At 24.4% G+C, this 26,408-nt stretch carries 26 protein-coding genes and 2 pseudogenes; 15 read left to right on the forward strand and 13 right to left on the reverse strand.

All coding sequences use genetic code 11. The annotated features are described in order from the left end of the window. Positions 1 to 23 precede the first annotated feature (23 nt). Complete coding sequence (locus BMUR_RS05760; RefSeq protein WP_013113658.1) at positions 24 to 1,841, reverse strand: tetratricopeptide repeat protein; 1,818 nt, start codon at positions 1,839 to 1,841, stop codon at positions 24 to 26. Positions 1,842 to 2,298: 457 nt separating this feature from the next. On the opposite strand from BMUR_RS05760, the gene gatB reads away from it, so the two are divergent. Then, positions 2,299 to 3,750: an Asp-tRNA(Asn)/Glu-tRNA(Gln) amidotransferase subunit GatB gene (gatB, locus tag BMUR_RS05765; protein WP_013113659.1), complete on the forward strand. Its 1,452-nt coding sequence runs from the start codon at positions 2,299 to 2,301 to the stop codon at positions 3,748 to 3,750. A 102-nt stretch (positions 3,751 to 3,852) separates the two neighbouring features. On the opposite strand, the gene BMUR_RS05770 is transcribed toward gatB, so the two are convergent. The 7 genes from BMUR_RS05770 to BMUR_RS05800 form a co-directional block, all read right to left on the reverse strand. Then, the gene (locus BMUR_RS05770) at positions 3,853 to 5,139 is read right to left on the reverse strand and encodes a protoporphyrinogen/coproporphyrinogen oxidase (RefSeq protein WP_013113660.1); all 1,287 of its coding nucleotides are present in this window, start codon (positions 5,137 to 5,139) and stop codon (positions 3,853 to 3,855) included. Beyond that, the gene (locus BMUR_RS05775; protein ID WP_013113661.1) at positions 5,132 to 6,070 is read right to left on the reverse strand and encodes a glycosyltransferase family 2 protein; all 939 of its coding nucleotides are present in this window, start codon (positions 6,068 to 6,070) and stop codon (positions 5,132 to 5,134) included. The genes BMUR_RS05770 and BMUR_RS05775 overlap by 8 nt, the downstream gene beginning before the upstream one ends. Positions 6,071 to 6,093: 23 nt before the next feature. Then, the gene (locus BMUR_RS05780) at positions 6,094 to 7,182 is read right to left on the reverse strand and encodes a glycosyltransferase family 2 protein (RefSeq protein WP_013113662.1); all 1,089 of its coding nucleotides are present in this window, start codon (positions 7,180 to 7,182) and stop codon (positions 6,094 to 6,096) included. After that, positions 7,179 to 8,057: an NAD-dependent epimerase/dehydratase family protein gene (locus tag BMUR_RS05785; protein WP_013113663.1), complete on the reverse strand. Its 879-nt coding sequence runs from the start codon at positions 8,055 to 8,057 to the stop codon at positions 7,179 to 7,181. The genes BMUR_RS05780 and BMUR_RS05785 overlap by 4 nt, the downstream gene beginning before the upstream one ends. 10 nt (positions 8,058 to 8,067) lie before the next feature. Continuing rightward, positions 8,068 to 8,601 (reverse strand): dTDP-4-dehydrorhamnose 3,5-epimerase, encoded by a 534-nt coding sequence (rfbC, locus tag BMUR_RS05790; protein WP_013113664.1) that lies wholly within the window; start codon positions 8,599 to 8,601, stop codon positions 8,068 to 8,070. An 82-nt stretch (positions 8,602 to 8,683) separates the two neighbouring features. Further along, on the reverse strand, positions 8,684 to 9,580 hold the full coding sequence (locus BMUR_RS05795; protein ID WP_013113665.1) for an NAD-dependent epimerase/dehydratase family protein: 897 nt from the start codon (positions 9,578 to 9,580) through the stop codon (positions 8,684 to 8,686). 152 nt (positions 9,581 to 9,732) lie between these two features. After that, positions 9,733 to 11,460: a glycosyltransferase family 87 protein gene (locus tag BMUR_RS05800; RefSeq protein ID WP_013113666.1), complete on the reverse strand. Its 1,728-nt coding sequence runs from the start codon at positions 11,458 to 11,460 to the stop codon at positions 9,733 to 9,735. 314 nt (positions 11,461 to 11,774) lie between these two features. Between BMUR_RS05800 and BMUR_RS15275 the strand changes: the two are divergent. Further along, positions 11,775 to 12,461: pseudogene (locus BMUR_RS15275) on the forward strand (DDE-type integrase/transposase/recombinase); the annotation flags it as partial. A 68-nt stretch (positions 12,462 to 12,529) separates the two neighbouring features. Further along, a pseudogene (locus tag BMUR_RS15245) lies at positions 12,530 to 12,721 on the forward strand (IS3 family transposase); the annotation flags it as partial. 102 nt (positions 12,722 to 12,823) lie between these two features. On the opposite strand, the gene BMUR_RS05815 reads toward BMUR_RS15245, so the two are convergent. Then, positions 12,824 to 14,194 (reverse strand): phage terminase large subunit, encoded by a 1,371-nt coding sequence (locus BMUR_RS05815; protein WP_013113667.1) that lies wholly within the window; start codon positions 14,192 to 14,194, stop codon positions 12,824 to 12,826. 136 nt (positions 14,195 to 14,330) lie between these two features. Between BMUR_RS05815 and BMUR_RS05820 the strand changes: the two genes are divergently transcribed. The 3 genes from BMUR_RS05820 to BMUR_RS05830 all read left to right on the forward strand — a co-directional run bounded on the left by BMUR_RS05820 (position 14,331) and on the right by BMUR_RS05830 (position 17,963). Then, the gene (locus BMUR_RS05820; RefSeq protein WP_013113668.1) at positions 14,331 to 14,705 is read left to right on the forward strand and encodes a hypothetical protein; all 375 of its coding nucleotides are present in this window, start codon (positions 14,331 to 14,333) and stop codon (positions 14,703 to 14,705) included. 381 nt (positions 14,706 to 15,086) lie between these two features. Then, positions 15,087 to 17,111: a hypothetical protein gene (locus BMUR_RS05825; RefSeq protein ID WP_013113669.1), complete on the forward strand. Its 2,025-nt coding sequence runs from the start codon at positions 15,087 to 15,089 to the stop codon at positions 17,109 to 17,111. A gap of 66 nt (positions 17,112 to 17,177) precedes the next feature. Then, positions 17,178 to 17,963, forward strand: coding sequence for a hypothetical protein (locus BMUR_RS05830; protein ID WP_013113670.1), 786 nt, complete (start codon positions 17,178 to 17,180; stop codon positions 17,961 to 17,963). Positions 17,964 to 18,048: 85 nt separating this feature from the next. Here BMUR_RS05830 and BMUR_RS05835 read toward each other — a convergent pair whose 3' ends face one another. Together BMUR_RS05835 and BMUR_RS05840 are read right to left on the reverse strand one after the other, a co-directional pair. Further along, positions 18,049 to 18,549, reverse strand: coding sequence for a type 1 glutamine amidotransferase domain-containing protein (locus BMUR_RS05835; protein ID WP_013113671.1), 501 nt, complete (start codon positions 18,547 to 18,549; stop codon positions 18,049 to 18,051). A gap of 81 nt (positions 18,550 to 18,630) precedes the next feature. Then, on the reverse strand, positions 18,631 to 19,101 hold the full coding sequence (locus BMUR_RS05840) for a hypothetical protein (RefSeq protein ID WP_013113672.1): 471 nt from the start codon (positions 19,099 to 19,101) through the stop codon (positions 18,631 to 18,633). Positions 19,102 to 19,177: 76 nt separating this feature from the next. On the opposite strand from BMUR_RS05840, the gene BMUR_RS05845 reads away from it, so the two are divergent. The 9 genes from BMUR_RS05845 (at position 19,178) to BMUR_RS05875 (ending at position 25,288) form a co-directional block, all read left to right on the forward strand. Further along, positions 19,178 to 21,322, forward strand: coding sequence for a hypothetical protein (locus BMUR_RS05845; protein WP_013113673.1), 2,145 nt, complete (start codon positions 19,178 to 19,180; stop codon positions 21,320 to 21,322). A 191-nt stretch (positions 21,323 to 21,513) separates the two neighbouring features. Continuing rightward, complete coding sequence (locus BMUR_RS05850) at positions 21,514 to 22,197, forward strand: helix-turn-helix domain-containing protein (protein WP_013113674.1); 684 nt, start codon at positions 21,514 to 21,516, stop codon at positions 22,195 to 22,197. 53 nt (positions 22,198 to 22,250) lie between these two features. Next, positions 22,251 to 22,415 (forward strand): hypothetical protein, encoded by a 165-nt coding sequence (locus BMUR_RS14735; protein WP_013113675.1) that lies wholly within the window; start codon positions 22,251 to 22,253, stop codon positions 22,413 to 22,415. 36 nt (positions 22,416 to 22,451) lie between these two features. Continuing rightward, positions 22,452 to 22,595, forward strand: a complete 144-nt coding sequence (locus BMUR_RS14740; RefSeq protein ID WP_013113676.1) for a hypothetical protein — start codon at positions 22,452 to 22,454, stop codon at positions 22,593 to 22,595. A 180-nt stretch (positions 22,596 to 22,775) separates the two neighbouring features. Beyond that, a complete protein-coding gene (locus tag BMUR_RS05855; protein WP_013113677.1) occupies positions 22,776 to 23,084 on the forward strand; it encodes a hypothetical protein in 309 nt (102 codons plus the stop codon). Between the two features lie 120 nt (positions 23,085 to 23,204). Continuing rightward, positions 23,205 to 23,522 carry a hypothetical protein gene (locus tag BMUR_RS05860; protein WP_013113678.1) on the forward strand — a complete coding sequence of 106 codons (318 nt, stop codon included), beginning with the start codon at positions 23,205 to 23,207 and terminating at the stop codon, positions 23,520 to 23,522. A gap of 140 nt (positions 23,523 to 23,662) precedes the next feature. After that, positions 23,663 to 24,031 (forward strand): hypothetical protein, encoded by a 369-nt coding sequence (locus BMUR_RS05865; protein ID WP_013113679.1) that lies wholly within the window; start codon positions 23,663 to 23,665, stop codon positions 24,029 to 24,031. A gap of 82 nt (positions 24,032 to 24,113) precedes the next feature. After that, positions 24,114 to 24,695: a chromate transporter gene (locus tag BMUR_RS05870; protein WP_013113680.1), complete on the forward strand. Its 582-nt coding sequence runs from the start codon at positions 24,114 to 24,116 to the stop codon at positions 24,693 to 24,695. 14 nt (positions 24,696 to 24,709) lie between these two features. Next, a complete protein-coding gene (locus tag BMUR_RS05875; RefSeq protein ID WP_013113681.1) occupies positions 24,710 to 25,288 on the forward strand; it encodes a chromate transporter in 579 nt (192 codons plus the stop codon). 12 nt (positions 25,289 to 25,300) lie between these two features. On the opposite strand, the gene BMUR_RS05880 is transcribed toward BMUR_RS05875, so the two are convergent. Together BMUR_RS05880 and BMUR_RS05885 are read right to left on the reverse strand one after the other, a co-directional pair. Further along, complete coding sequence (locus BMUR_RS05880; RefSeq protein ID WP_013113682.1) at positions 25,301 to 25,729, reverse strand: hypothetical protein; 429 nt, start codon at positions 25,727 to 25,729, stop codon at positions 25,301 to 25,303. A gap of 17 nt (positions 25,730 to 25,746) precedes the next feature. Further along, positions 25,747 to 26,355 carry a regulatory protein RecX gene (locus BMUR_RS05885; protein WP_041749987.1) on the reverse strand — a complete coding sequence of 203 codons (609 nt, stop codon included), beginning with the start codon at positions 26,353 to 26,355 and terminating at the stop codon, positions 25,747 to 25,749. Positions 26,356 to 26,408: the final 53 nt, after the last annotated feature.

Raw genomic sequence — 26,408 nt, forward strand, 5'->3', positions numbered from 1 at the left:
TTTTGGATAAAAATACTTTATACTTATAAATATTTTAATATTAAATTCATAAGTATAAAGTAAAGTTCTATATCATATCTTTGATAATAATATTCCATAAACTGAAGTACAGAGAGAGAAGTATAATTAAATAGGCTCTCTATATTATCTATAGCCATAATAATAGTATCATAATTATCAATTATCTTTAAATACTGTACTACTTCTTTATCTTTATTAAAATCAAGCCTAACAGCCTTTCCTACTATGTCTTTATAGTATAGAAAATTATCTATATTAAAATTATCAAAATCTATATAATGTTTTTTTTCTATACTTGAGGAGTATAAATGATACAGATCCGATTTCTCTATATCTTCAAATAAATATTTGAGAAAATTATTAATATCTGTTTTCACTGTATGATAGTAATTATCATAAAATGTAATATCCTCATCATTCTGAATTAATTTCATTTCAGCAGTTCTATTAAATATTTTTTGTTTTAATACCAAGTCATTAGTACGGCTCTCTGATGAATAATAAAAAGATTTAAAATGATTATTATAATCTTCCTGCATCTTTTTTAGCTGATTATCTGAATTATTTTTTCTATTATTATGATGTTTATCTTTTCTTGATAGTATTTTATACTGGGTAATATATTCATTATATTTATCCTTATCTCCAAGCTCAAGATATGTTTTTGCTATTAATTTATATGTTTCTATTTCATCTTCTTTGAGATCTAAAGATTTTTGTAAATTAAATAATGCTTTTTTATAATTACTAAGCCTAAAATAAGAATCCCCAAGCCAAAATAATATCAAATAATTCTCTTCATCATCATTAAGTTTAATAGATCTCTCTAAATATTTTACAGCCTCTTCATATTCGCTGTCTATATAATTAATATATCCTATCCAATAATAAGCTAGATAATTATTTTCGCTGCAATACTTTTCATTTATTTCTATGGATTGAAGCAAATATTGAAGAGCATTTTTATAGCTTTCTAACTTTGCATAACAAATACCAAGATAAAGATAGTTTAAATATTCATTTTCCTCAGCCTCAGTAAGTTTAATAAAACACTCAAGCTGATAATCTATATTATCACTATAATTCAAAGCTATATTCCTAGCCTTCTCCAAACATTCCTCCGATAAAGCCTCTTCATCTATTATCCTATAAAGAATGCCTATAGAAAGCCAGCTGTTAAACTCATCATCTTTTAATTTTAAAGATTCGCTCAAATTCTCAAGTGCCTTATCATATATCTGAACAGAAAAATAACTGTAGCCTAAATAATATCTGCTAAGATAATCATCATCTTTCAAAAGTATAGACTTCTCTAAAAACTCTATAGCCTTATCATAACTTTTCAGCTGCATATGACAATATCCGGCATACCTGTATAATAAACTATCCTCTATGCCAAAAGCCTTATACAGATAAAGCAAAGACAAATTATAATTGTAATCATTAGCCCCTATCTTAGCATAGGTGATGCCAAGCCATAAAGCATAGTAATGATTTGATTTATCTAATTTATAGGCACCCTTAAAACATTCTAAAGAATCTTCTAATGAATTAAATATATCATAGCATCTTCCCATATAATACTTATACATAGCTTTATTAATATTTGACTTGTCTAATGATAACGCCTTTAAAAAATTAATCATCGCTATATCATATCTTTCTAATTTATAAGCACAGTATCCTGCTTTAAATATAGCTTCTGTATTATTAATATCAATATTATCTAAAATATTATTGCATAGCGAAAATGCATCCTCATAATTACTGCTTTGTATATAATTGTCTATATCTTGGAAGTATTTATCTATATTTTTCATAATCTCACTTTTTATGATATTAATGTTATATTATAAATGATTATTAAGAAATTTAAACCTATTAACTTTTGCAATTCATAAAAAATAACATGTATAATCATACAGCATATTTCAATATAACTTGTTTCAAAATATCATAAAGGTATAAATATTAACTTTTTGTATACATAATATTTTTATTTTCTATAAGTATATTTATATATAAAAGCAGCTTTGAAAAAGCGGAGGAAAAAGAATTGATAATTCTATATAAAGTACATCAGATGACAAAATAAAATAGTTCCAGTATATCATAGCAAAGAAATCAATTTTTAATTATTATAAAATATTATTAAACATGCATTTTTTTACACAAAACTAATACTGCTAAACTATTTTTTAATTTTTGCTGTACTTGAAAAAAAATACAAATTCATATAAAATAAACATAATATTTTTATAATTAGGATTAATTAATATGGAATATGAAGCAGTCATAGGATTAGAAGTGCATGTTCAGCTTAATACTAAAACAAAAGCATTCTGTTCATGCCCAAATACTTTCGGTGCCCCTGCAAATACACTAACTTGTCCAAGATGTCAGGCTCACCCGGGTACTTTGCCTATAGTTAATAAAGAAATGGTGCATAAAACTATTAAAGCAGGACTTGCTACTAACTGCACTATTCAAAAGAAAAGCAGATTCGCTAGAAAACATTATTTCTACCCGGATTTGCCTTCATACTATCAGATTACTCAAATGGACGAACCTATTTGTACAGAAGGGCATCTTGATATAACTGTACTTAATGATGACGGCTCCTCTTACAATAAAAGCATAAGAATAAACAGAATACATATGGAAGAAGATGCAGGAAAACTTGTACATGATGATACTGGAAGACCTTTAAGCTATGTAGATTTAAACCGTGCAGGCTGCTGTTTGATAGAATGTGTAAGTGAGCCAGATATTTCTACAGGTGAAGAAGCATATCAATATTTAACAGAGCTTAAAAAAATATTCAAATACATTGATGTTTCTGACTGTAATATGGAAGAAGGTTCTTTAAGATGCGATGCCAATGTTTCAATACGCCCTAAAGGAAGTAAAGAACTTGGAGTTAAAACTGAAGTAAAAAACATGAACAGTTTTAGAAATGTAAGACTAGCTATTGATTATGAAATCAAAAGACAAATAAAAGCTCTAAATAATGGAGAGAAAATCTTACAGGAAACAAGACTTTATGATGCTAAAGAAAACACTACTAAAGGTATGCGTTCAAAAGAGGGTGCTGCAGATTACAGATATTTCCCAGACCCAGATATACCTCTTTTAGTGCTTCAAGATGAAGAGATTGAAAATGCTAAAAAAGAACTCCCAGAACTTCCTCAGCAAAAACGTGAAAGACTTAAAAAAGATTATGATTTACCAGATCAGGATATAGTAGTGCTTACAGAAGATGCTGCTTTAGCGGACTACTATGAAGATGCAGTTAAGGCATATCCTAAACAGCCTAAAAAAATAAGCAACTGGATTATGGTAGAAGTTAATGCATACTTAAACAAAAAACTTCAAACTATAAAAGATTTCAAACCAAAACCAGAACATATTGCTGAAATCTTCAAACTTATAGATGAAGGCGTTATAAGCGGTAAAATAGCTAAAGAAATTTTTGAAGATATGTGCGAAACAGGAGAAGCTCCTTCTGCTATAGTAGAGAAAAAAGGAATCAAACAAGTAAGCGATACTGGAGAGCTTGAAACAATCATAAGAAAAGTTTTAGAAGAAAATCCTAAATCAGTAGCAGACTTCAAAGCGGGTAAAGAAAAATCATTCGGTTTCTTAGTAGGTCAGACTATGAAAGCTACTAAAGGACAGGGCAATCCTAAACTTGTTAATGAAGTATTAAGAAAAGTTTTAAGCGAATAATTAAATTACTATATATAGTCTATATTATTAATAAGAGTTTTATATTAATTTATGAAACTCTTATTAATTTATTAAAAAATTATTTTTATAATAAGCATATACTCATTTATTTTCTATAATATTATTTGCTGCCTCAAATCCGCTATTTATAGTTTGATCTGTCCAATAATATTCCCATTTTCCATATCTACCTGCTGTATATATGTTATTTTCTTTTAACCAGTCTAAAACTATTTTTTTATTGATTTCTGTATCGAGTGTAAATAATATATTAGCATACTTATGGTAATCTAATTGAGCAAACTCTAGCTGCTTATAATCGAATATTTTCATTTCTAAAAGTTTATTAATAGTATGCTCCACTATTTCATTATTACTTAAATTTATTTGTTTGAATTTAGAACAAGGTATTTCAGTCTGCAATGAAGTATAACCTTCAGGTGCATTATATGGAGATTTTAAGCTAGCAATGTAAACTCTAGGAAATAAAATTTCTTCATCATATACATAAAACCATAAATAAGGTAAATTCACTTTTCCTTTTAATCCTATCGATACAGTATAACCTGATGTATAACAAAGCTTTGAGGCTGCTTCTTTTACATTATTTGGAATATCTTCAATGATGTTAGTAATATAGGTTAATGGTAAAGTAGATATAATTTTATCATAATTAGTTTTATATCCATTATCAAATAATAGTTCCTTTTTCTTAATATTCCATCTAATCAAATTATGATTTAATCTAATATTTTCTTTTGGGGTCCAAGAATCAAAGAAACTTTGAAATCCACCATGTTGTGGATATCTCATTTCACTAGCATAATATTTAGATTTACTGTCTTTATTCCAAGCACCATACTCTATTTCCTTCAAATCACTTTTAATCACTCTATAACCAATCCAATTAACACTCATATTTTCTGCTTCTGTAGTCCAATATTTTCTGGTATACTTATCTGAAAATTCTTTGGCAAAATAATATCCAAAAGAAGCATCAAGCCATTCTCTATAATTTTTAGGATTTTCTATATTCGGTCTATTTTTAAAACCTTCTATTATTTTTATTTTTTGTTCTTTATCTAAAGGATATAAATTACTTTGAGTAGGATTTCCAAGCCATAAACCTTTATAATAATTAGCTACATTTGGAATATGGCTGTAATATTCATTAGAAGCAATATTAAATAATTCCATAATTTGATTGTCTTTTGTAAAAGAGAAATGCGGAAATCTATCAAAAATAAATTTACCTATTTTTAATCTTCTGCATAATCCGCCATATTCATTTTCTTTTTCGAATATTTCAAAATTAATATTTTTTTGCTTTAATTTATAACCTGCAGATATACCAGATATTCCAGCACCTAATATTATAACTTTATTCATCAAAATTTATTCTTTCCTCTTCTATAACTAATGGTTTTTTAACCATTCTAAGATTAATATTTAGAATATACTCACCTAAAAGTCCTATAAAAAATAATTGTACTGAACCTATAAAAAATACACCAACCATTAATGTCGCCATACCTATTGGATATGTATTCCAATGTACGATCTTTTGTATAAATGTTATTAATCCTATAAAAAAAGTTATTATAGAAAATGTAAATCCAATAAAAGTTGAAACTCTCAATATAACTTTAGAATAACTTATTATAGACAACATTGCTATGTCATATGATTTATAAAAACTAAGTTTAGATTTACCTGTTTTTCTTTTTTCATGTATATATGGTATTTCTTTTATTTTAAAACCAAATTCTCCAACTACATTTTTAAAATATGGTTCAGGATCTTCTATTTTTCTCAATATATCAATAAAATCTTTATCATAAAGGCCAAAACCATTGAAATTAGATATTATTTTGGCACTGTCTATTTTAGATAAAATAGATATTATTTTATAATAAATACCTCTTAAAATGGAAACAATACCTTCATTACTTTTTGTTTTTTTAGCTATAACTACTTTATATCCATTTTCCCATTCTTTAATAAAATCAGATATTAATTTAGGAGGATCTTGAAAATCTGCAAATATAAGTATTGCACAATCTCCTGTTATTTGAGTTAATCCATAATAAAAATTCTTTAATGGACCAAAATTTCTGGAATTAAAAATAGCTTTAACATTTTTATTTTTTTTGCATAAATCTCTTATTATATATCTCGTATTATCTGTAGAACAATTATCTATAAAAATAATTTCATAATCATAATTAAAATTAGATATAATTTTTATAATTTCTTTTGAAATAGGTTCTATATTTTTTTCTTCATTATATGTTGGAACTAGTATACTAATTTTTTTCATTCTACTCTCCTATACTAAATTATTTAAAATAAAAAGCCTGTTGCTAAAATTTTAGCAACAGGCTTGCAATAAACTATATTTCTTATATAATTGTATCTAGGAAATACTATCTGTTCTGTTCTGTTCTGTTCTGTTCTGTTCTGTTCTGTTCTGTTCTGTTCTGTTCTGTTCTGTTCTGTTCTGTTAAAGTTAATTCTTTTTTCTTCAACGACTAAAGGTCTTTTCATAACCCTCAAATTAATATTAAGTATATATTCACCTAAAAGACCTATAAAAAATATTTGTACAGTACCTATAAAAAATACTCCAACCATTAATGCTGCTATACCTATTGGATAGGTATTCCAGTTAATCAACTTATAAATTAAAGTTATAAAACCAATAATAAATGTAATAACTGAAAATAAAAAACCAAACATAGTAGCAAATCTAAGTACAATTTTAGAATAACTAGTAATACCAAGCATGGCTAAATCATACATTCTATAAAAATTAAAACTAGATTTCCCTTTTTCTCTTTTTTTATGCTCATAATATAATTCTTTGATTTTGTATCCAAGTTCTGCTACTATTCCTCTCAAATAAGGTTCTGAATCTTCCAAGTTTTTAAGTATATTTATAAAATCTTTATCATATAATCCAAATCCATGAAAATTTTCTATCTGTTCTACATCAGATATAGATTTAATTAATTTATAATAAAACTTTCTTATGATAGACATAAATATATTTTCGTTACTTTTTAATTTTTTACCTATTACTATTTTATACCCATTTTCCCATTCTTTAATAAATTCTGGTATTAACTCTGGTGGTTCTTGAAAATCTGCATAGATTAGTATGGTACAATCTCCTGTAGTTTGCGTAAGACCATAAAATATAGATCTACTAAATCCAAAATTTTTTGCATTAAAAATTGCTTTAACATGTTTATTTTCTTTGCATAAATTAATTATAATGTTTCTTGTATTGTCCTTAGAATAATTATCTATAAATACTATTTCATAATCATAATTTTCTAAACTCTTTAATATTTCTTCTAATTTTGTAACCACATTAATAATATTATCTTCTTCATTATATGTAGGAACTAATATACTAATTTTTTTCATTTTGTATACTCCAAAATAAGTTGATCTAAAATATCATTGATATTAGAATACTTATTGAAACCTATTTCATTAATAAGTTTTGAATTATCTCCAATTATAATATTAGGTTCATTAGTATTTAATTCTTTTAACTCTAATAAATTTTCTTTATTCATTTTTTTAGCTATTATTAATGCAAAATCTTTTAATGATATCGCTTTACCAGAACAAATATTTATACTTCCTTTAAAATCTGAATCTGTAATGAAGGCTATAGCTTTTGCCACATCCCCAGCAAACATATAATCTTTTTTTAATTGTGAATGATTTATAGAAACTTTTTTATCATTTTTTAAATTATTAATTATATATGGAAATAATCTATTTTGATCTTCATTTTTACCGTACATATAAAATATTCTACACCAACATAAGTCAATATCATATTTTTTACAATATAATTCAGATACTTCTCTTAAATAATTTTTACATTTAGTATATATACTAATAGGATTTAATTCATCATATTCTTTTATTTTACTATCTTTGAATTTATATTCAAAACAAGTACCTGTATAAATTACCCTTTTACCTCCATTTTCTTTAAAATATTTAAGCATATTTATAGATGAAGCAAGTAAATCAAAATTGGAATCTGAATCTAAATATCCTTGTTTTGTATCCCAAGCTAAATGTATTAAATATTCAGGTTTTATTTCTTTAAATTTATTTTCTAATTGAGTTGTATTATTAATATTAAGTTTTATATAATACAGTTTATCAGTTTCTATATTCCTAGTACCTATTCCATACACTTCAAAACCTAATTCTTTTAATGGTTCTGATATATATTGTCCTATTAGTCCATTAATTCCAGTAACTAGTACTTTCTTCATAAATTAAATCCTAAAAAATAAAATCTGGTATATTTTTATCTTTTTCATTCATTATTCTATTTTCACATTCAGGCCATTTAATATTAAATGCCAGATCATTCCATCTTAAATAACCATAAGCATCAGGTACAAAATATGTACTTAAGAAATAAGCAACTATAGTATCATCTTCTAATGTCTGAAAACCATGGGCAACATAAGGAGGAATATAAACCATTTTTCCATTTTCTTCTGATAATTCAATAGAGGAATATTTACCATAAGTAGGAGAATCTTTACGTATATCTGCTATTACATCAAATATTTTCCCTTTTAAACATCTAACAATCTTTATTTCTGGATAAGGATATTTTTGATAATGCATACCTCTTAATGTACCTACTTTTTTATTATAGTTTATATTAGATTGTATTAAATTAAAATTTAAATTATATTTTTCGAGTTCTTTATTATCAAACATTCTTAAAAAATAGCCTCTTTCATCTTCTATATAATTATTTTGCAATATATATGAACCTTCTATAATATTTTTTCTTATAATCATTCAACACTCCCATATTTAAATAAATATAGGAATGTATTGACATTTAATTTTTGATAAAGTACAATAAAGCAGGATTTATATTTTACTGCTCTGCTCTGCTCTGCTCTGCTCTGCTCTGCTCTGCTATTAACTTACAAATAATATCTTCCATATTACTATAATTATTAAAATTTAATTCATTAATAAGTTTTGAATTGTCTCCAATTATAATATTAGGTTCATTAGTATTTAATTCTTTTAACTCTAATAAATTTTCTTTATTCATTTTTTTAGCTATTATTAATGCAAAATCTTTTAATGATATCGCTTTACCAGAACAAATATTTATACTTCCTTTAAAATCTGAATCTGTAATTAAAGCTATAGCTTCTGCTACATCTCCAGCAAACATATAATCTTTTTTTAAGTGGGAATGATTAATAACAACTTTTTTATTTTCTTTTAAATTATTAATGATATATGGAAATATCCTTTTAGGATTTTCATTTTTTCCATAAGTATAAAAAACCCTGGCCCAACAAAAATCAATGTTATTTTTAATACAATAGTATTCTGATATTGCTCTCAAATAATTTTTACATTTAGCATATGTACTAATAGGATCAATTTCATCATATTCCTTTAATTTATTATCAGTAAATTTATACTCAAAACAAGTGCCTAAATAAACTGCTCTTCTACCATTGTTTTTTTTAAAATACTTTAACATCTCAATAGAAGAAGTTAATAAATCAAACTGATAATTTGAATTTAAATCTTGTGTACTCCAAGCTAAATTTATCAAATATTCTGCCTTTATATCATCAAAAATATTTTCAACTGATTTATAATCAGAAATATCTAACTTTATATATTTAAATTCTTCAGATATAATATCTCTGGTACCTATTCCATAAACATCAAATCCAAATTTCTTTAGAGGGGATGCTATATACTGACCAATTAAACCAGTAATTCCTGTTACTATAATTTTTTTCATAAAATATCCAAACTAATATACTTATTATCATCAAATATTATCAACAATACTAATTTCATTTATATATTTTTTGTAGCAAAAATACACATTATATACATAGTATTTTCTGCTATTACTATTTTATTACTATCAGTTTTAAACAATTTCCATTTTTATACTATTTTTATATTTTTAATTAATATATTTGTTCTAGTTAATATAGTTTCAATAAGTACTACTAGCCATATTGAACCTGATAAAAAAGTTCCTAAAGTTGCTGAAACAGGAATAGAAGTTTGAAAAGGCATTAAAAGTAAAACAAATAATATTAAAAATATATAATCTATTTTATAGAATTTATCTTTAATTAAAAATAATATGAGCACAGGATACATAAATAATTCAGAATAATAAGCAGTTGTAGGAGTTTGTATAGATATTATTATTAATAACAGTACTTTTTTCCAATATTCATTTGCTACAAAAGAATATATTATTGATATTATAAAAAGTATAAATAGTATCATTTTTGATAAAGTAATACTAATTCCAAATTTAGATATAAATAATGCTAAACCATCTCTAATAGGAAATAATTCAGAAAACAACTTTCCATTCGATATAAATTGAACAAAATTTTCTAAAAAACTATGTTTGTTAAAAAAGAAAAATGGCAGAAATACTAAACCTAATGTTATTGAAGCCCCTATAACTATATCTTTATATCTTTTTTCTTGTAAAAGTAAAAAACCTAATAACACAGGGTAAACTTTCAATGCTGAAGCAATACCTAAACATATTAATGCTATAATTTGTTCATATTTTTTTTCTGATTTATATAAACATAAAAACATTACTACGAATGCTGCAGTGTGAAACATTATATTTGCCCTTTCTATTGTAAATATAACAGGTGTTGTTATAAATAATAATAAAGGAATTATATAATTATAATCCTTTTTACTATATAGTTTTTTTAAAAACAAAATAAAAAGTAATACAGCAATAAACATAAATATTACCAAAGACATATTAGATACAGGATCAACTTGAACGTCATACAAGCTCATATTAGCATAATTTCTTATAATAGAGAAAGGATATATTAATAAATATGATAATGGCAAATAAGATTGATATGCCTGACCCAAAACATAGTCAAAGTAAGGATCTTTTCTAGCAATAAATCTTAATACATTATAAAAGTCAGCAAATAAATCCCAACCACCTAATACAATATTCAATTGTCTTCCACCTTTATCTTTTATAAAGAAAATAATAAAAAGCAAAATAGTAAAAGACAATAGTAATACAAAAAGTAAAGGAACATTTTTTATAATCTTATTATCCGCATATTTAATAAATAAACTTATAAGTATTATGCTTCCTAATGCTATTAAAATTATATCTATATTTAGTTTAAATGCTAATACATATATTATATTATCTATTTTTTCATTATATTCCAATATTTTCTCAGAAATTAAATTACCGAAAGGACTTCCTCCTTCATCCATTTTAATTTCTTTAATAAAACTATTATTCTCTAATATCTTGTTAACATTAGGATAAACCATATATAAATCACTATGTTTAAAAATCTTACTATAATACCCCATTTTTAAACCATAACTATAATTTGTAATAGCTTCATTTGTAAATATATAATTAGTAATAGCATTATTATCTAATTTGTCATCTGTAGTAAAAATTTTTTTAGTTTCTTCTATATCAAATCCATTTAATTGTAAAGTTCTATTTATATGATTATCATCAAAAATAAAGTTAGACAAATAACCAACTCTTTCTTTACCTGCTGATGTATATAGAATTATAAAAGTTATAAAACAAATTATTAGTAATGAAAGACATATTTTAAAAAATAAATTATTATTATTCATAAATTACTCCATAAAATACAAAGATTGTATTTAGTTTAATAAATATATTTTTGGTAATAAAGATAAAATTTATTTGATAGTGTTTATTTTTATTTGATAGTGTTTGTTTGTTTGTTTGTTTGTTTGTTTGTTTGTTTGTTTGTTTCATAACATTTCCAATATATGATGCATTATCATACATCATTATAAAAAATAGTCAACTATAAAATTCATTAAACATTGTTTAAAAGCCATAGATATTTCACACTTTTAGTTTAAAAAAAGAAAGTATTCCTTATAATTTAAATTATCACAACAAATAAAAAGGAATACCTATGAAACAATATAATAGAAATCAGAAAAAAAAGATAGTATTAATTATTAATAAAGCTAAAAATAAAAGAGTGCAGGCTCTCAAATTTAATATCAGCATTAGAACTTATTATTATTGGAAGAAGAAATTATAAGAAACAGGTACTATAGAAAATAAGACTATGAAACCAAAAAATAGACCCAATAAAGTTAAAAAGAAAAAGATTATTAATAAAGTAATAGAAATCCGTAAGAAATATAAATATGGTAAGCTGAAAATTAAAAAACTCTTAGAAAAAGAAAATATCATAATAGGCACTACTGCTATTGAAACAATATTAAAAACTCATAATCTCTATCAAAATAGAAAGAATAAAGTAAGAAAAAAAACACAGCGGAAAGCATGCTATTTATATAAAAGAAGAGGGTAAAAGGTTCAAATAGATGTAAAATATTCATTTTTTGGTGAAATACGCTATTATAAGTTTACTGCTGTAGATATTGCTACTAAAATAAGTTTTAGATATTTATATGCTGAAAAATGCCAGAAAGCACTATTGATTTTCTTGAACGTATGCTTGAAGATTTCACATTTCGCATTCATTGTATTCAAACAGATAACAGTATGGAATTTACTTCCCAAAAACTTTTATTTGAGAAAAAACACCCATTAGATATATTTTGTAAGAAGAAGAATATTAAGAGAGAGTTTATAGTCCGCTACAAAGTGCCTATGGGTCTCATCCCATTGGTATGCAGTATGACGCAGAGCGATAGAGTAGTTGAAAGTACACATCATATCACTGCGAACAAAAAATAATTTTATGACTTTTGTAACAGTGAATTAACTTTAGAGAAAGCTAATCAAAAATTAAGAAAATATAATAATTTTTGGAACCATAACCGCATACATTCTACTTTAAATTATGGTACTCCTATGTTATACTTTAAGAAATTAAGTAATACATAAATGCAATATCTATGGCTACCATGCAAAATTCATTAAGTATAAATGAAACTTATAACTAAATACTAATACATTAAAATATAAATTTTTTCATATTAAAACACTTTATTCACCGAAAATAGAATTTATAATATTTATTTTATTATCACTTTCATCTTCAGAAACAAAATCTTCTATACCGAAAAATATTAAACTTGATAAAGCGTCAGGAAAATCTAAATAGCTGAATATATCACCTTTAATATTATTTTGAGAAAGTGAATCATCAAAATTTAAAAGCTGCCTTAAAGCAATATATCCTCTTCCTTCATTTGTATTAAGCCATTTATCAGTATCCGAACTATCTGGAACTTCCTGCCAGCTTTTAGGGAAATAAACTTTGTCATATATCAAATAACTTGCATTAACTATTCTCTCTATTTTATTTTTATGCACGTAGAATGGTGTTACTTCAAAATGTTTTTCTAATCTTTTTACCAATTCTTTCTGAGCAAAATTACTTTCACATAATACCTTTTTAATTTTTTTATTTATCAAAAAATTAATGATACTCTCATCTGTGGTGGAGTTTTCATCATTACGCATAAGTCCAGAATCTATTAAATATATACTCTCTCCTATTTGTGTATAAATTATAACAGAAGTAAAACAATTATATTCTCCAAATGCAGGGTCTATTACAGCTTTATGTTCAGATGAATTAATTTCAATATTAGATATATTTTTGTCATCATAAAACTTTAATTTTGAATATAAAAAAACTTTTCCCTGTTTATTTTTTATTTTACCAAGCCAAATATGATCATACATTTTTGGAAGAAGCCTTAAAGTAGAAATCCTCGATTTATTTAATATATCGCTGAAATAATAATTGCCGTCATAATTTATAAATGTTATTAAAATATTATTATCTTCATATTCTTTATAATTGTATTTTTTATTATTTTTATCAGTATAGAATAAACTCTCTAAATTAAACTTACTTGTCATTTTATAAATAAAGTCAGTTTCAAATCTAGGATTGAATGCTATCCATATTTCACTTTTTAAAGCACGTATGGAAGGCTCTAATATCTCATAGCTTCTTTGTGTAAGAGTCTGACCTTCTTCTATAAAGCATATTCTCACATTGTAAATAGATTTTATCTCTTCAATAGAGCATTCCCTTATACCTAAAAATATAAATTTACTGTTGGTTATTTTATTAGTAATTTCATTTCTTTTTATATTAAAAAAACTTTCAAGTTTTAATTCTTTAATAATGCTCACAAGAAGAGGATAAGTAGAATATGCTATTGATTTTTGAATCTCTCTTGAACATAATATAACACCTTTAATCTCAAAACTTTTAGCTATAAGTATCCTAGCAATAGATTCGCTTTTTCCGCCGCCTCTGCCTCCAAATGCTATTTTTAAACGCTTATCAGTATTTACCCATTTCTCAAATGGTTTTAATATATTAAACTTTATTTCCATAGTATTTTTTATTACCCATTATAAAAATATTATATATATCCTAATAAATATTAAAAATTATTAGTGATTATTAATAAAAACTATTGCTATAAATAATAATTACTATATAATAAAAAATATAAATTAGGATAATATTATGATAAAGAAATATGCAGCCATTATACTATTTAATATACTTTTAATTTCATGCAATGCATCTAATGACGGCACTACATCAGCTTCTTCCAAATACATAGAGCCTAAAAGAGAAAGTAAAGGTATTACAAATTATATAGGAAATTGGAAAGCTAAATTTGCAAATAACAGCAGTTTTAATATTGTAGTAGAAAACGCAGAAAATATATTATATAATAATCTCAAATCTTCGTCTATAAAAGATTTAGGTAATGACAGATATAAAATAGATATAATTTCAGATAAAGCATTTTCAGTTACAATGAAATTCAAATCCGATACTGAAGGCACTATTGAAGATGACAATTTAGGTATAGGAATTTTAACAAAAGATTAATACTAAATTCATTTTTAATATTATTTCCATTCAATGCTCTTTATAATTTATTACTTCAATAATATATAACCCAAGTTTCTAGTATATTTGGCATGTATACAACCGCACGTTTAGAGTATTTTTATTTGTTAATAAAGTTTAAATTTATGAGCAAACCATTATATTTTTATGCTGCTCTTCGTGCGGAGGCTAGTCCCAGCAGCTATAAATAAAAATAGTTCTGAAAAAAGTCTAATATAAATAATTATATAAAAAGCATGTTTTTTTAAAAAATTTACAAAAATTAATAGCGTCTTTCGGAAGACATAGCAAATTATTTTTAATAACTCTGTTATAATAAAACAAGTATCTATATGCAAGAATAACTAAGGATAATATTATATGAGAAAAGAAAGCATTAATACAGCCGACAGAAAATATAATATAAAATATTATAGTAATTCAGATAAAAATGCAAGATACAATTACGTACTTCCTTCGCTTAGAACATTAATATCAGAAAACAGAGAATGCTTTATAGTTTCCAAAATATCAGGGGATAAACCGTACAGTGTAGAGAAAGCATTAATTTTAGAAGATGATAGTATATTCACATACGAATTTAATGATTTTCAGGCAGTAAAGGAAGATATAAAAGGCATAATGACTAATTATAAAGATAAAATACTATTCTTTGAAATAGGAGTATTTGCCGATTTATATAGCTATTTAAGAAGTCATTTTGAGCTTGATATAATAAACTATCTTTCAGATGACGGAAAAATAGATATTTCTAATATTGAAGATAATGTATTTGATAAACTTCCTATTAAGAAGGATAAACTTATAAAAAGAATGCAGAACTATTATGATGATAATAAAAACTGCATACTTCCTTCATATAAGGTTCGGGATAGTATAATAAAAGAAGATAGGAAAACTTCTAATAAGGTGCTTTACTCTGTATATCATCTTCCAGTGCTTGAAAAAATATATTATTTTGAAAATTGTAAATTAAATTTAAAATATATAGCAGATATTTTTTTCAGCGATGATAATAATGAAAATATCGATAAATCTTTATTAAAAAAAATTCTTTCTAATAAAATAAAGCTAATAGAAGAAAGTATTAAGCATTTGAATTATACTGAATTAGTAAGAGGAATAGATAATTTTAAATATATTGAAGAGATCTCTTTATCTAAAATAATAGAGCATATATTCTCTTTATATTATGTTTTTCAGCATGATAGTGTATTAAGAGACAATTATATTAGTTCTATAGATACAGAAATTAAAGAGTATTTATCACTATCACAATATTTCTCAAGCGATGCTATATATTTTGATAAGATGTTTTATCATTTTGCAGAAAAAATAAAATATTTATATCTTGAAGGGTATACAGATATTTTTTCTATAGGATTAGATTTTTCAGAAGAAGAATTAATAAAATATCAGTATGATGAGGTTATTAAATTATGTATAGATAAGTACAATGAAATGAAAAATGAATTAAAAGAATTATTTTCTGAACTATATTCAAATAATACTCTTAAAACATACGTAATGCATAATTTAAATCATGAAAATTATTTTGAAAATGAAAATAAATTTAAATCCATTTTAAATTACGGACATCATTATGTTAGTTTAATTCTAAAAAATTATGATTTTCTAAAGTTTTTATGCTCATTTATAAGGTTTAGAATTGATTATGATATTGTTGAAAGCGGAGAGGATATTGTATTTTCTAATATAGAAAGTAAAGAACAATTCAGCAGTAAAATAGATAATATAGATTCTATTATAGAGGATATAAATACATTTTTCTATATAGCAGAGAGTGTATACTTTTTTAATCCTTATATGGCAAAAAGCTACAAAGATATACTTGATTCTTTGCATTCATCTTTAACATATTTATACAGCTCATCAGAAGAGAATAAAAAAGATTATAACTTTTTGAACGAATTAAAAAATATTGATTTGAAAGATGTAAAAAAATATGAAGATATATTCATTAATAATGCTTTATTTTTTTATAATCAGGAAAATATTTACAATGAAGAAGATGAAAAAAGCCTTGAAGATAAAGTAAAAGAAATTGAATATGAAGAGATAAAATTCAAAGAAGAAGAGAATAGGGAGAGAAAAATATTTTTTGATGCTAATTATAAAACCATATATAAAGCAGTTATGTATGATATCAGACTAAAAGAATATGGAGACTATGATAAAAAATATATAGAAGCGTCTTTTATAAATGCTCTTGAGTATATGTATAGAGTGTCATACTACAAAGAATATTTGATAATTAATAATGCTCGCTTAACTAATCAATATAAAGAAAATACAATACTTTTAGATGAAGAATTAAAAACTGCTGACTTATCAAAAGAGATAAAAGACATAAAAAATGTATAAAAATAATAACTAACTGAAGAATAAAAAACTTCATTTGTTATAAATAAAAAATATAAGGGGTTTATTATGAAACACTTAAAAAAAATAATTTTGGCTTCTTTTATGATAATGTCATTAAGCACTTCGGCATTTGCAGCAAGCGGATTTGAGTTTATATTTAATGTGCCTTTCGGACTTAATATAAATTTGCTTCCTCAATATCACATGTATACAACTCAAGAAGCAAAAGATAAAATCTACTATTATTCAGGCAATAAAGTGGGTTTTGATATTGGAGCCTCTGCTCAAATAGGTTATATGTGGCAGGTAACAGATAATTTTGGTATAAGTCTTTTAGGCGAATTAGGATACAGTTTTGACAGCTTTAATGCTAATTTTGACACAGCAAAAGTAGAAAATCCAAATGATATCACAGGACAAATTGACGCCCCAGAGGGTACCCAAAAATTAGGAAGTGCTTCATTCTATACTCATAATCTAAAAATAGGGATACTTCCAAAGTTTAATATAAAAGCATTTTCTATAGGTATTGGACTTGGTATTATAGTGCCTATGGCTATAACACAAAATTGGAAGGATGAAGCTGCAAAAACTTTATTTAAAGATGCGAGTACAAAGTTTATGAGTTCTGTAGGTTTTTATGGTAAATTAACTTTTGATTATTCAATATTCTTCACAGAAAAAATAGCAATGAATATAGGTTTATACACAGGAGTTGATGCTATTGGTTCTATAAATACAACTATTAATAATACATCATTAAATCAGGGAGCTCATAGCGAAGCACCATTACTTAGCTATGATATAGGCTTGCAATTAGGATTCAGATTCGGACCAAAGGCTTTTAATTAAAATAACTTTCTTTTAATTAAAGATTAATCATATAATAAAACCTCATGTTTTTTTAAGCATGAGGTTTTTTTATAATATCAAAATATTATTTGAGTTTATTAATTATCTCTTTAGCAAAATAAGGCAAATCATCTGGGCATCTTGAAGTTACAATATTACCGCATACCACTACTTTTTCATCTTTATAATTGGCTTTGGCATTCATCAAGTCATCTCTTATGCCTATATAGCAGGTAGCATCTTTGCCTTCCAAAACTTTAGCTGATATCAAAGTCTGCTGTCCATGGCATATTGCTCCTATAGTAAGATTATTATCGACGAAATATTTTATTATTCTTTTTACATCGTCATTACCTCTTATAGCTTCAGGTGCTCTTCCTCCCGGTATTATTAATGCTTTATAATTTGAAGGATCAACCTCTGAGAAATTTAATTTTGCTTCTGCTTTGAAAAAATATTCTCCTTTAATCTCACCTTTATTTAGAGCTGCTATATCAACATCAATGCCCTCTTCTATAAGTCTGAAATATGGATAAAACAATTCTGAATCTTCAAAAAAATTGTCTGTAATAATTAATGCTTTCATTTTTATAATTCCTTTATAATTTTTAGTGTGCGTATAATAATATAACATTTTATTAATTATTACCAGAAGTAAAAATATAATCTAATTATCAAATCCCACTTTGATATTTATTCTATTTTCTTCTTCCTGAACCTTTCTTTTTAATTCTTCTCTCTCAAGTTTTTTATTTTTCCTATTTTTTAATATCTCAAAAAATACTATAACCGCCCTCTCGCTTGGAGGATTATATTTATAAACTATTTTTTTAGTTTTGGATTCTTTGCCTTCTTTATCGGTTTTTATTTCTCTTACAATATCTCTGCTGTAATAGCCCAATGCTTTTTTTATTACAGCATTTTCTATTTTTATTTTAGTGTCATTAAAATATTCTCTTCTTGCCTTTCTTATTTTTTTAACCAAACTCTTTTTATACTTCTTACTCGATTTATTAATATATTCTTTTAAATCATCATAATTAATATTTAGTTTTTTACTAATATCATCAAATGTGAGATTCTCTTTTCTTATAAGTTCGTATATTTGATTTTCTGTTTTTATATTATATTTATTCATAATGCCTCTGTAATTTTTTTAAAATAAAATTTATAATATAAGATAATCAAAAAATATAAGTGAATATAAGTTAATTATGAAAGAATTAAGAATATATGTAAACGGTAAAACAAAAAAAATATCTTATACAAGTGAAGAAGATATAAAAAAAGAAAATGTATATGTGATTAAAAAAACTAGAGGAATAAAAAAGAAAGAACAACCGTTTACTATATCAAAATTGATTTATGATAATAATAAGTTTGATAAAAAAGAAGAAAAATACATTACAGAAATTAAACTTGACAGTAAAAATATTTATCTTTTTGAAATAGGTTTATTCATAGATATATATAACAGTATTTTTAAAAAATTAGAAAACAAAGATTTAAAATACAGAACTTTAGTAAAACTAATAAATGATAAAGAAAAACTTCTTCATAATAAAAATTCTGTAAAAAAAGAAGTAAGAAGGTATGGAGAGTATCATAAGAATAAACTTTTTGAAGGCTATAAACTTTTTAAAGATACAATATATTATAAATTAGAAATGCTTATCATAGCAGACAATATAAATTATTATTATGAAAATAAATTAAAATTTGATGAGATAAAAACTATATTACATGGTAAAGATGATAAAGCAAAAATACATTTGGAGTATATAAAAAATATTGAAAGAAATAGGGAAGCGAGTAAACAATTAGAAAAAGTTTCGATTGAAAAAGATAATATTGAAAAAGAATTGAATAAAATTTTAATAGAGAAAAAAGAAGCAGAAAAAGAATTAGAAGAAACTAAAAAACAATTAAAATTACATGCTGATTTACTTCCAATATTAAAAAAAGAATCAATTAACACTGATGAATACTATATAAAAAATATGAGTTTTGAAGAATTAAAAATAAGTATAGAAAATATAAATATGCTTATAAGCTCATCTAAAGAACTTAATTATATAAACTATTACACAATAAAAAAATATATACTTTGTCTTTATTATATATTTGAAAGAGAAGAAATTAATAATTTATTTGATAATATTTATTTAGATAAAAATATTATATACTATGATTTGCATTTTTATTATTTTATATTCATAATATACACTCTTAATAATAAAAACAAGCTTGATAATAAAGAGTATGAAGAAATTATTAATTTATATATAGAAAAATATAATACTCTTAAAAAAGAAAAATCTTATTTATTTGACAAAGCATATAATTTAGATATAGCAAAGAGATATGAACTAAAAAATCTAAATCATGATAATTATTTAAAAAACGACAGCTATTTGCATCTTACTGATAAATATAATGATTATAGAGATTTATTTTTTGAAGATGATAAAGATTATTATAATTTTATTTTATTTTTATGCAATAAAATAAAGTTTGGAATATATTTTAATTTAGCAGATTATCAGGAAAATATATTTATTAATGAATACAAGGAAATGAATTTTGAAAAATCAGATAATACAATTAATAATATTACTATTCAAATAGAAGATACAAAAATAGCTAGAAAAATAGCAGAGAGATTTTATTTTCTTAAATTAATAACTTTAGAAGAATACGGAATGATAAATACTTTATTAAATGATTTGCTTATAGAATTAGCATATACTCATAAACAAACTATTAAAAATTATATTAAAGATAAAAATAGAATATTAAAAAGCTATGATAATATTTTTAATTATATTATATATTTTTATGATAGTATGAAAACAGATAAATTATTATCTCCTGTAGACTATTATTTTTATAAAAAGATTATAAAAGAACAAAAAATTATTGACGATTATACTTCTAATTTCTCATTAAATGAATCAGAAATAATTGAGGAAGCTAAAGAAAGATTTATTAATGGTAATGAAGAAAATATTTCAGATGATAATTTGGATATATTTACTAAAAAAATGTTTGATGAATTAGAGAAGGATTTTAATGGATATAATTATAGATACAAAAGAGATTCTCAATTTAAAATAGAAGCATTTTTCAAAATGAATCATTCTATGGTTATAATGATAACAAAATATTTTTATAAAGATGATATTAAAGAAAATTTCATAAAAAATATTGAGTATTTATACAAATTACAGTCTTATACATCTTATTTGGTTCATAATAAAATGATGGATTATAATAATATTTTTATATACACATATCATTACGTATTTATGTTTGATGATATAGAATTAGCCAAAGTACTTTTTTCTTCAGTAGAATAAAAGCTAAAAATTTTCTAAAAAAATTCACTTTTTTATTAGGTACATTGATGTACCAATAAGGCAAAAACTCCATTATTGCCTATAATAAATTTATAAATAATTACCTATGGGTAAGTATTTAATTTTTGTTTGTATTATTTTTTTATAAAAGTTAATGTTAAAAATTACTTTATTTATAGGGAAAATAATAAATGTTAAACGATAAGCCTGTATCATATTTTATAAAAAATAAAAGATATATTCTTGAAAGCAGAAAAAATAAAAACAAAAATGAATTAATTGCTATAGGAAATTTTTTAGAAATTTTAAAAGACGAAGAAATCAATAATGTAACATTAAAAAATTTAAGAGAATGGGATAATAAAAATGTACTTCCAGCATACAGAATTACTCATGGACCTATAAGAGAAAAGGTAAGATACTACAGCAAAGAGCATATTGATATTGTAAGAGAGATACTTCGTTTAAAGGCATTGGGCTTTGAGATACCTGATATTAAAAAGATAATATTTGATAATATACCGGAGTGCTTAATATTTGTAAGTAAGGATATACTAAAAAAAGAGGAAATAAAAAAAATGAAGGGCTTAATTGAAAACATCAATAAAAAAGAGGCTGATATAATAAAGGCTATAATAAAAAACTCTAAAAAAGAATTTTATAATAATTTTAATATAGATAATTTAAATGATGAATATATAAAAAATCTTATAAGTCAGTATAAAGATTCTAATTTAGAAAATAAAGAAGATTCAAATATTATTAGTTTTATACTTATTTTGATTAGTGCATTTAATTGCTATGATGAAAATAATAATATCTTTGATAGAGAGAAGTTTTCAAATTACATTAATGATATAGCAGGCAGGTATTAAAGTTATAAGCTTTAATAAAAAAAATATAAAAATAATTTTTAAGGAGGCTCAATATGAGTGAAAAAAAGAAGCACCCAAATAATGAAGCTGATATGGTTAATCCTAATAAAGGTTTTGACGGTAATAATATCAGATTCGATAAAAATCAGGGTAACATAGGCTGGCAGAAAAATCCATTAAACCCAGCAAGTCAAAAAAATAACGATGATAAAAAATAAAAAGTCAATTAAAAATATTAAAAAAGGAGTAAAATTATGTCAGATAAAATAAAACGTCCTAACAATGAAGCAGATATGCAAAACCCTAATAAAGGAAATAACGGAAACAATATACGATATGACCAGAATCAGGGTAATAGGGGTAAACAGCTTAATCCAAATCAGAATAAAAATAAATAGCAGATATTAAATCTTTTAAAACTTTAATACTTGCTTTATATTTTTACTATCAAAAATAAAAAGTTAATAATTACCCTAGGGTAGTTATTAACTTTTATCAATATAATCATTGTTCAAAAAATAAAAAACTTTATATTTAATAGTTCAATAATAATAAAAAAATTATAAGGAGAAAACAAAATGAAAAAAATTATCAGTATCATAATAATATTAATGTTTATGTTATTAATGACAGCTTGTTCTACAGTAGCAACTGCAGACAATATTCCTCAAAGTCTTCAGCTTAGCGGAAGCGATATTACAGTAGGAGAAGTGCTTACCGCAGAACTTCCATACGATGCAAAAGATACTACATTAAAAGAACAGTTAATAGCAGAGGCTTTGAAAGGAACTAATTATGATTTTTTAATTATGCCTAGATACGAAATTGTACAATCAGGATTCTCTAAAAAAATAAAAATAAGAGGAAGAGGAGCTAGAGTAAAATAAATAATTATTAATTCCCCTAGGGTAAATATTAACTATTATAATTATAAATATTGAATAATTAATTAGTAAGATTTATATTTTATTTATAATTTATAATAAAAACTTTAAGGGGAAAACAAAATGAAAAAAATTATCACTACTATTTTAGCTTTAACTTTACTATCAGCTTTTAGTATGTCCTGCAGCAAGGGTTTTAATTTTTATGATTTGGGAGGTACTTGGGTAGGCAATGGCGGAAGTTTTTCAATAGATACTTCAGCTAAAACTATAAACAAAGATAATAAAATATATACAATAAGCGGAGATCTTCCAGAAACAAAAGCTCAAATGCTAACTATAACTTTTCAAAATGTAGATATGGGAACTACATTAGTTTTTACAAGCAAAACAGAAGCTAATGGTACAGGAGATTTTAACGGCTCTTGGACTAAACAATAATAAATATTATTATAGATAATATTATAAGCTGTTTGATAAATATAAATTATCAGGCAGCTTTTTTATATTCTTGATATAATATATTTTTATATTATACTATTTACGAAATTAAATAAAATTTAATATAAGGATATTTATATATGATAAAAAAAATTATAACAATAACATCTATTTTATATTTATCTTCTTTATTTGCTGTAAGCTGTAATAATACAGATAAAACAGGCAGTAGTAATAGTAATAATAATGGTATAGAAAAATATGCAGGAACTTGGGAGCTTGTAGAAATATCTGATACAGTTACAATAGATGATAAAGGAAATGTAGTTTTCGACAGCAATAAAATGAATAATATCAAATATGAAGGAACAGAAACATATTTGATAGAGTTTATCGATACAATTTCCGGGGATATATTTTTAAGATTAAATTTCAGCTCTCAGACTTTCGGTATAGGAGAAATAGGCGGAGAAGAATTAGATAAAGGCACTATAAAAAAAATAAAATAATATTTATTACAGTTGACAATAATAAAATATGATGTAACTTTATTTAGTTATATTTAAAAAAAATTGTTTATGGGAAAAATGAATGGATAATATTAGTCAGTCTAAAAAGCCCAAATGGTATACTATGTTTTTTTCTTTCTTTTATATAGGGCTTGTTACTATAGGAGGAGGACTTGCTATGCTTCCTATTATGGAAGAAGAGTTTGTAAGTAAAAGAAAGTTCTTAACTAAAGATGAAATAATAGATATATTTGCTCTAGCTCAAAGTATACCGGGTGTAATTGCTGTAAACTCATCGCTTCTTACAGGTTTTAAAGTAGCTGGAATATTCGGAGGTATAATGGCAGGTATAGGTGTTATGGCTCCTTCATTTATTATTATACTTATGATAGCTCCAATATTTGAAAGATTTCAGGACACAGAGTATGTACATAAGGCATTTTTAGGAATACGCGGTGCTATAGCAGGGCTTATACTTCTTTCTGCTTTCGGAATGGGTAAACAAGTAATGAAGGATAAGTTTACTGTTATTCTTTTCATACTTAGTTTTATTTTGGTTGTATTTTTGAACTTTAATGTAATATATGCTCTGCTTTTATCAGCATTGATAGGCTGGCTCTATTACCTATTTAATAAATATGTTATAAAAAATAATAATAAATAACGGAAATTAATAACATGATATATTTGAGACTTTTTTATGTATTTGCAAAACTCGGACTTTTTACTTACGGAGGCGGATACGCTATTATAGCCTTGCTTTTAGGAATATTAGAAGATTACGGCTGGGTAACTTCTGCCGAGTTCTCCAATCTTGTAGCAATATCGCAGATAACACCCGGACCTATTGCTATTAACTCAGCAACATTTGTAGGATATAAAGTTGCCGGAGTATTAGGTTCAGCAGTTGCTACTTTTGGAATATTTCTTCCGGCATTTGTTATTACTATGATAGTATCAAAGTTTTTTTATGCTGTAAAAAATAATGAACAGTTTAATAGTATAATGAATGCTCTTCGAGTATGTGCTGTGGCATTAATAGCTTCAGCTGTTGTAACTTTTACAAAAGATGCCTTTTTCGTTCAGCTTACAGAAACTTCAATATTAAGAAATATTGTTTTTATTCAAAATATATTCAAATACATTAGCCCAATAGGAGTATTTATATTTGCTTTATCAATATTTTTAAAGATAAAAAAAGTACCGATACTTGCTATAATTGCTATTTCTGCCGTTTTGGGAATAATTTTATATTAATGTAGTTATTATTTATCTCACCTTTGTAAGATTGCCGCTTCCTCTTGTACCGTCATTACGGTCAAAATAAAAATTGAGAGCATAATCAGAAAAAGTAAATGTAAAATAATATCTGTATCCGCTTGAACTTATAGAAGCTGAATATGAATTATCTGAGAGTTTTACCATATTCTCTTTATATATATTATTTAAAAAAGATATATATCCGCCAGAAATATTCACTGTTACAACACCGCCTGAAGAAACTGTAACAGATACATAAGACTGAGATGTAATATTATAACTGTCAGTTGTTGTTATACCCGCTTCATACAAACCTATATATTTTTTGTCTATTTCATTACTATTTAATAATGAAGATGATGAAGAAGTATAAAAATTAAGACATCCGCATATAAAAAATGCTGAAAATATAGTAATAATTTTTAATATACTATTCATAATTTTTAAAAATAAAATTAATTATCAATATTTTTCTTTTTCTCTAAATACACTGTTAATAATTTTTTTATTCTATCATATTTAAAGCCCTTTCTCATTAATGCCTTTATGATATAATCTTCTTTATTTTCTTTATGTTCATACACTCTATAATATTTTTTTATAGCTTCTTTTAATGCTTTATTTTCGCTTTTATCGCTTATAGAATTAGATGCTTTCTCTATTAATGAGCTTTTTACTTTGCATTTTTTAAGATAGTCTATAATATGCCTTTTACTTTTTCCTTTGAGTTTTAAACTGCTCACAGCTATTTTTACAAATCTTTTATCATCTATAAGGTCGTATTCTTTGCAGTATGAAACGGCATAGTTGATAAATCTTTTTTTATGTCCTTTTTTTATTAATTTATCTCTAAGCATACCCTCGCTTATAAATCCGCGTTTTAAAACTGACACAGCCGACTTTCTTGCTGAAGCTTCATATGCTTTATTTCTTATATGGGGAATCTCATCATATTCAAGCTCCATTCCTTCATACAAATCAAGCTCATAAAGACCGTTTTTAGGTATGCTAAATACTTCTCCGCCTGATATCTTTATATATATTTTATCGCCTTTTAATTTCATTTTTATAATAACCATAAAAAAATAGTATAATAATATTAAAAGTTTTTCAAGTA

It is taken from the genome of Brachyspira murdochii DSM 12563, assembly GCF_000092845.1.
GTDB lineage: Bacteria > Spirochaetota > Brachyspiria > Brachyspirales > Brachyspiraceae > Brachyspira > Brachyspira murdochii.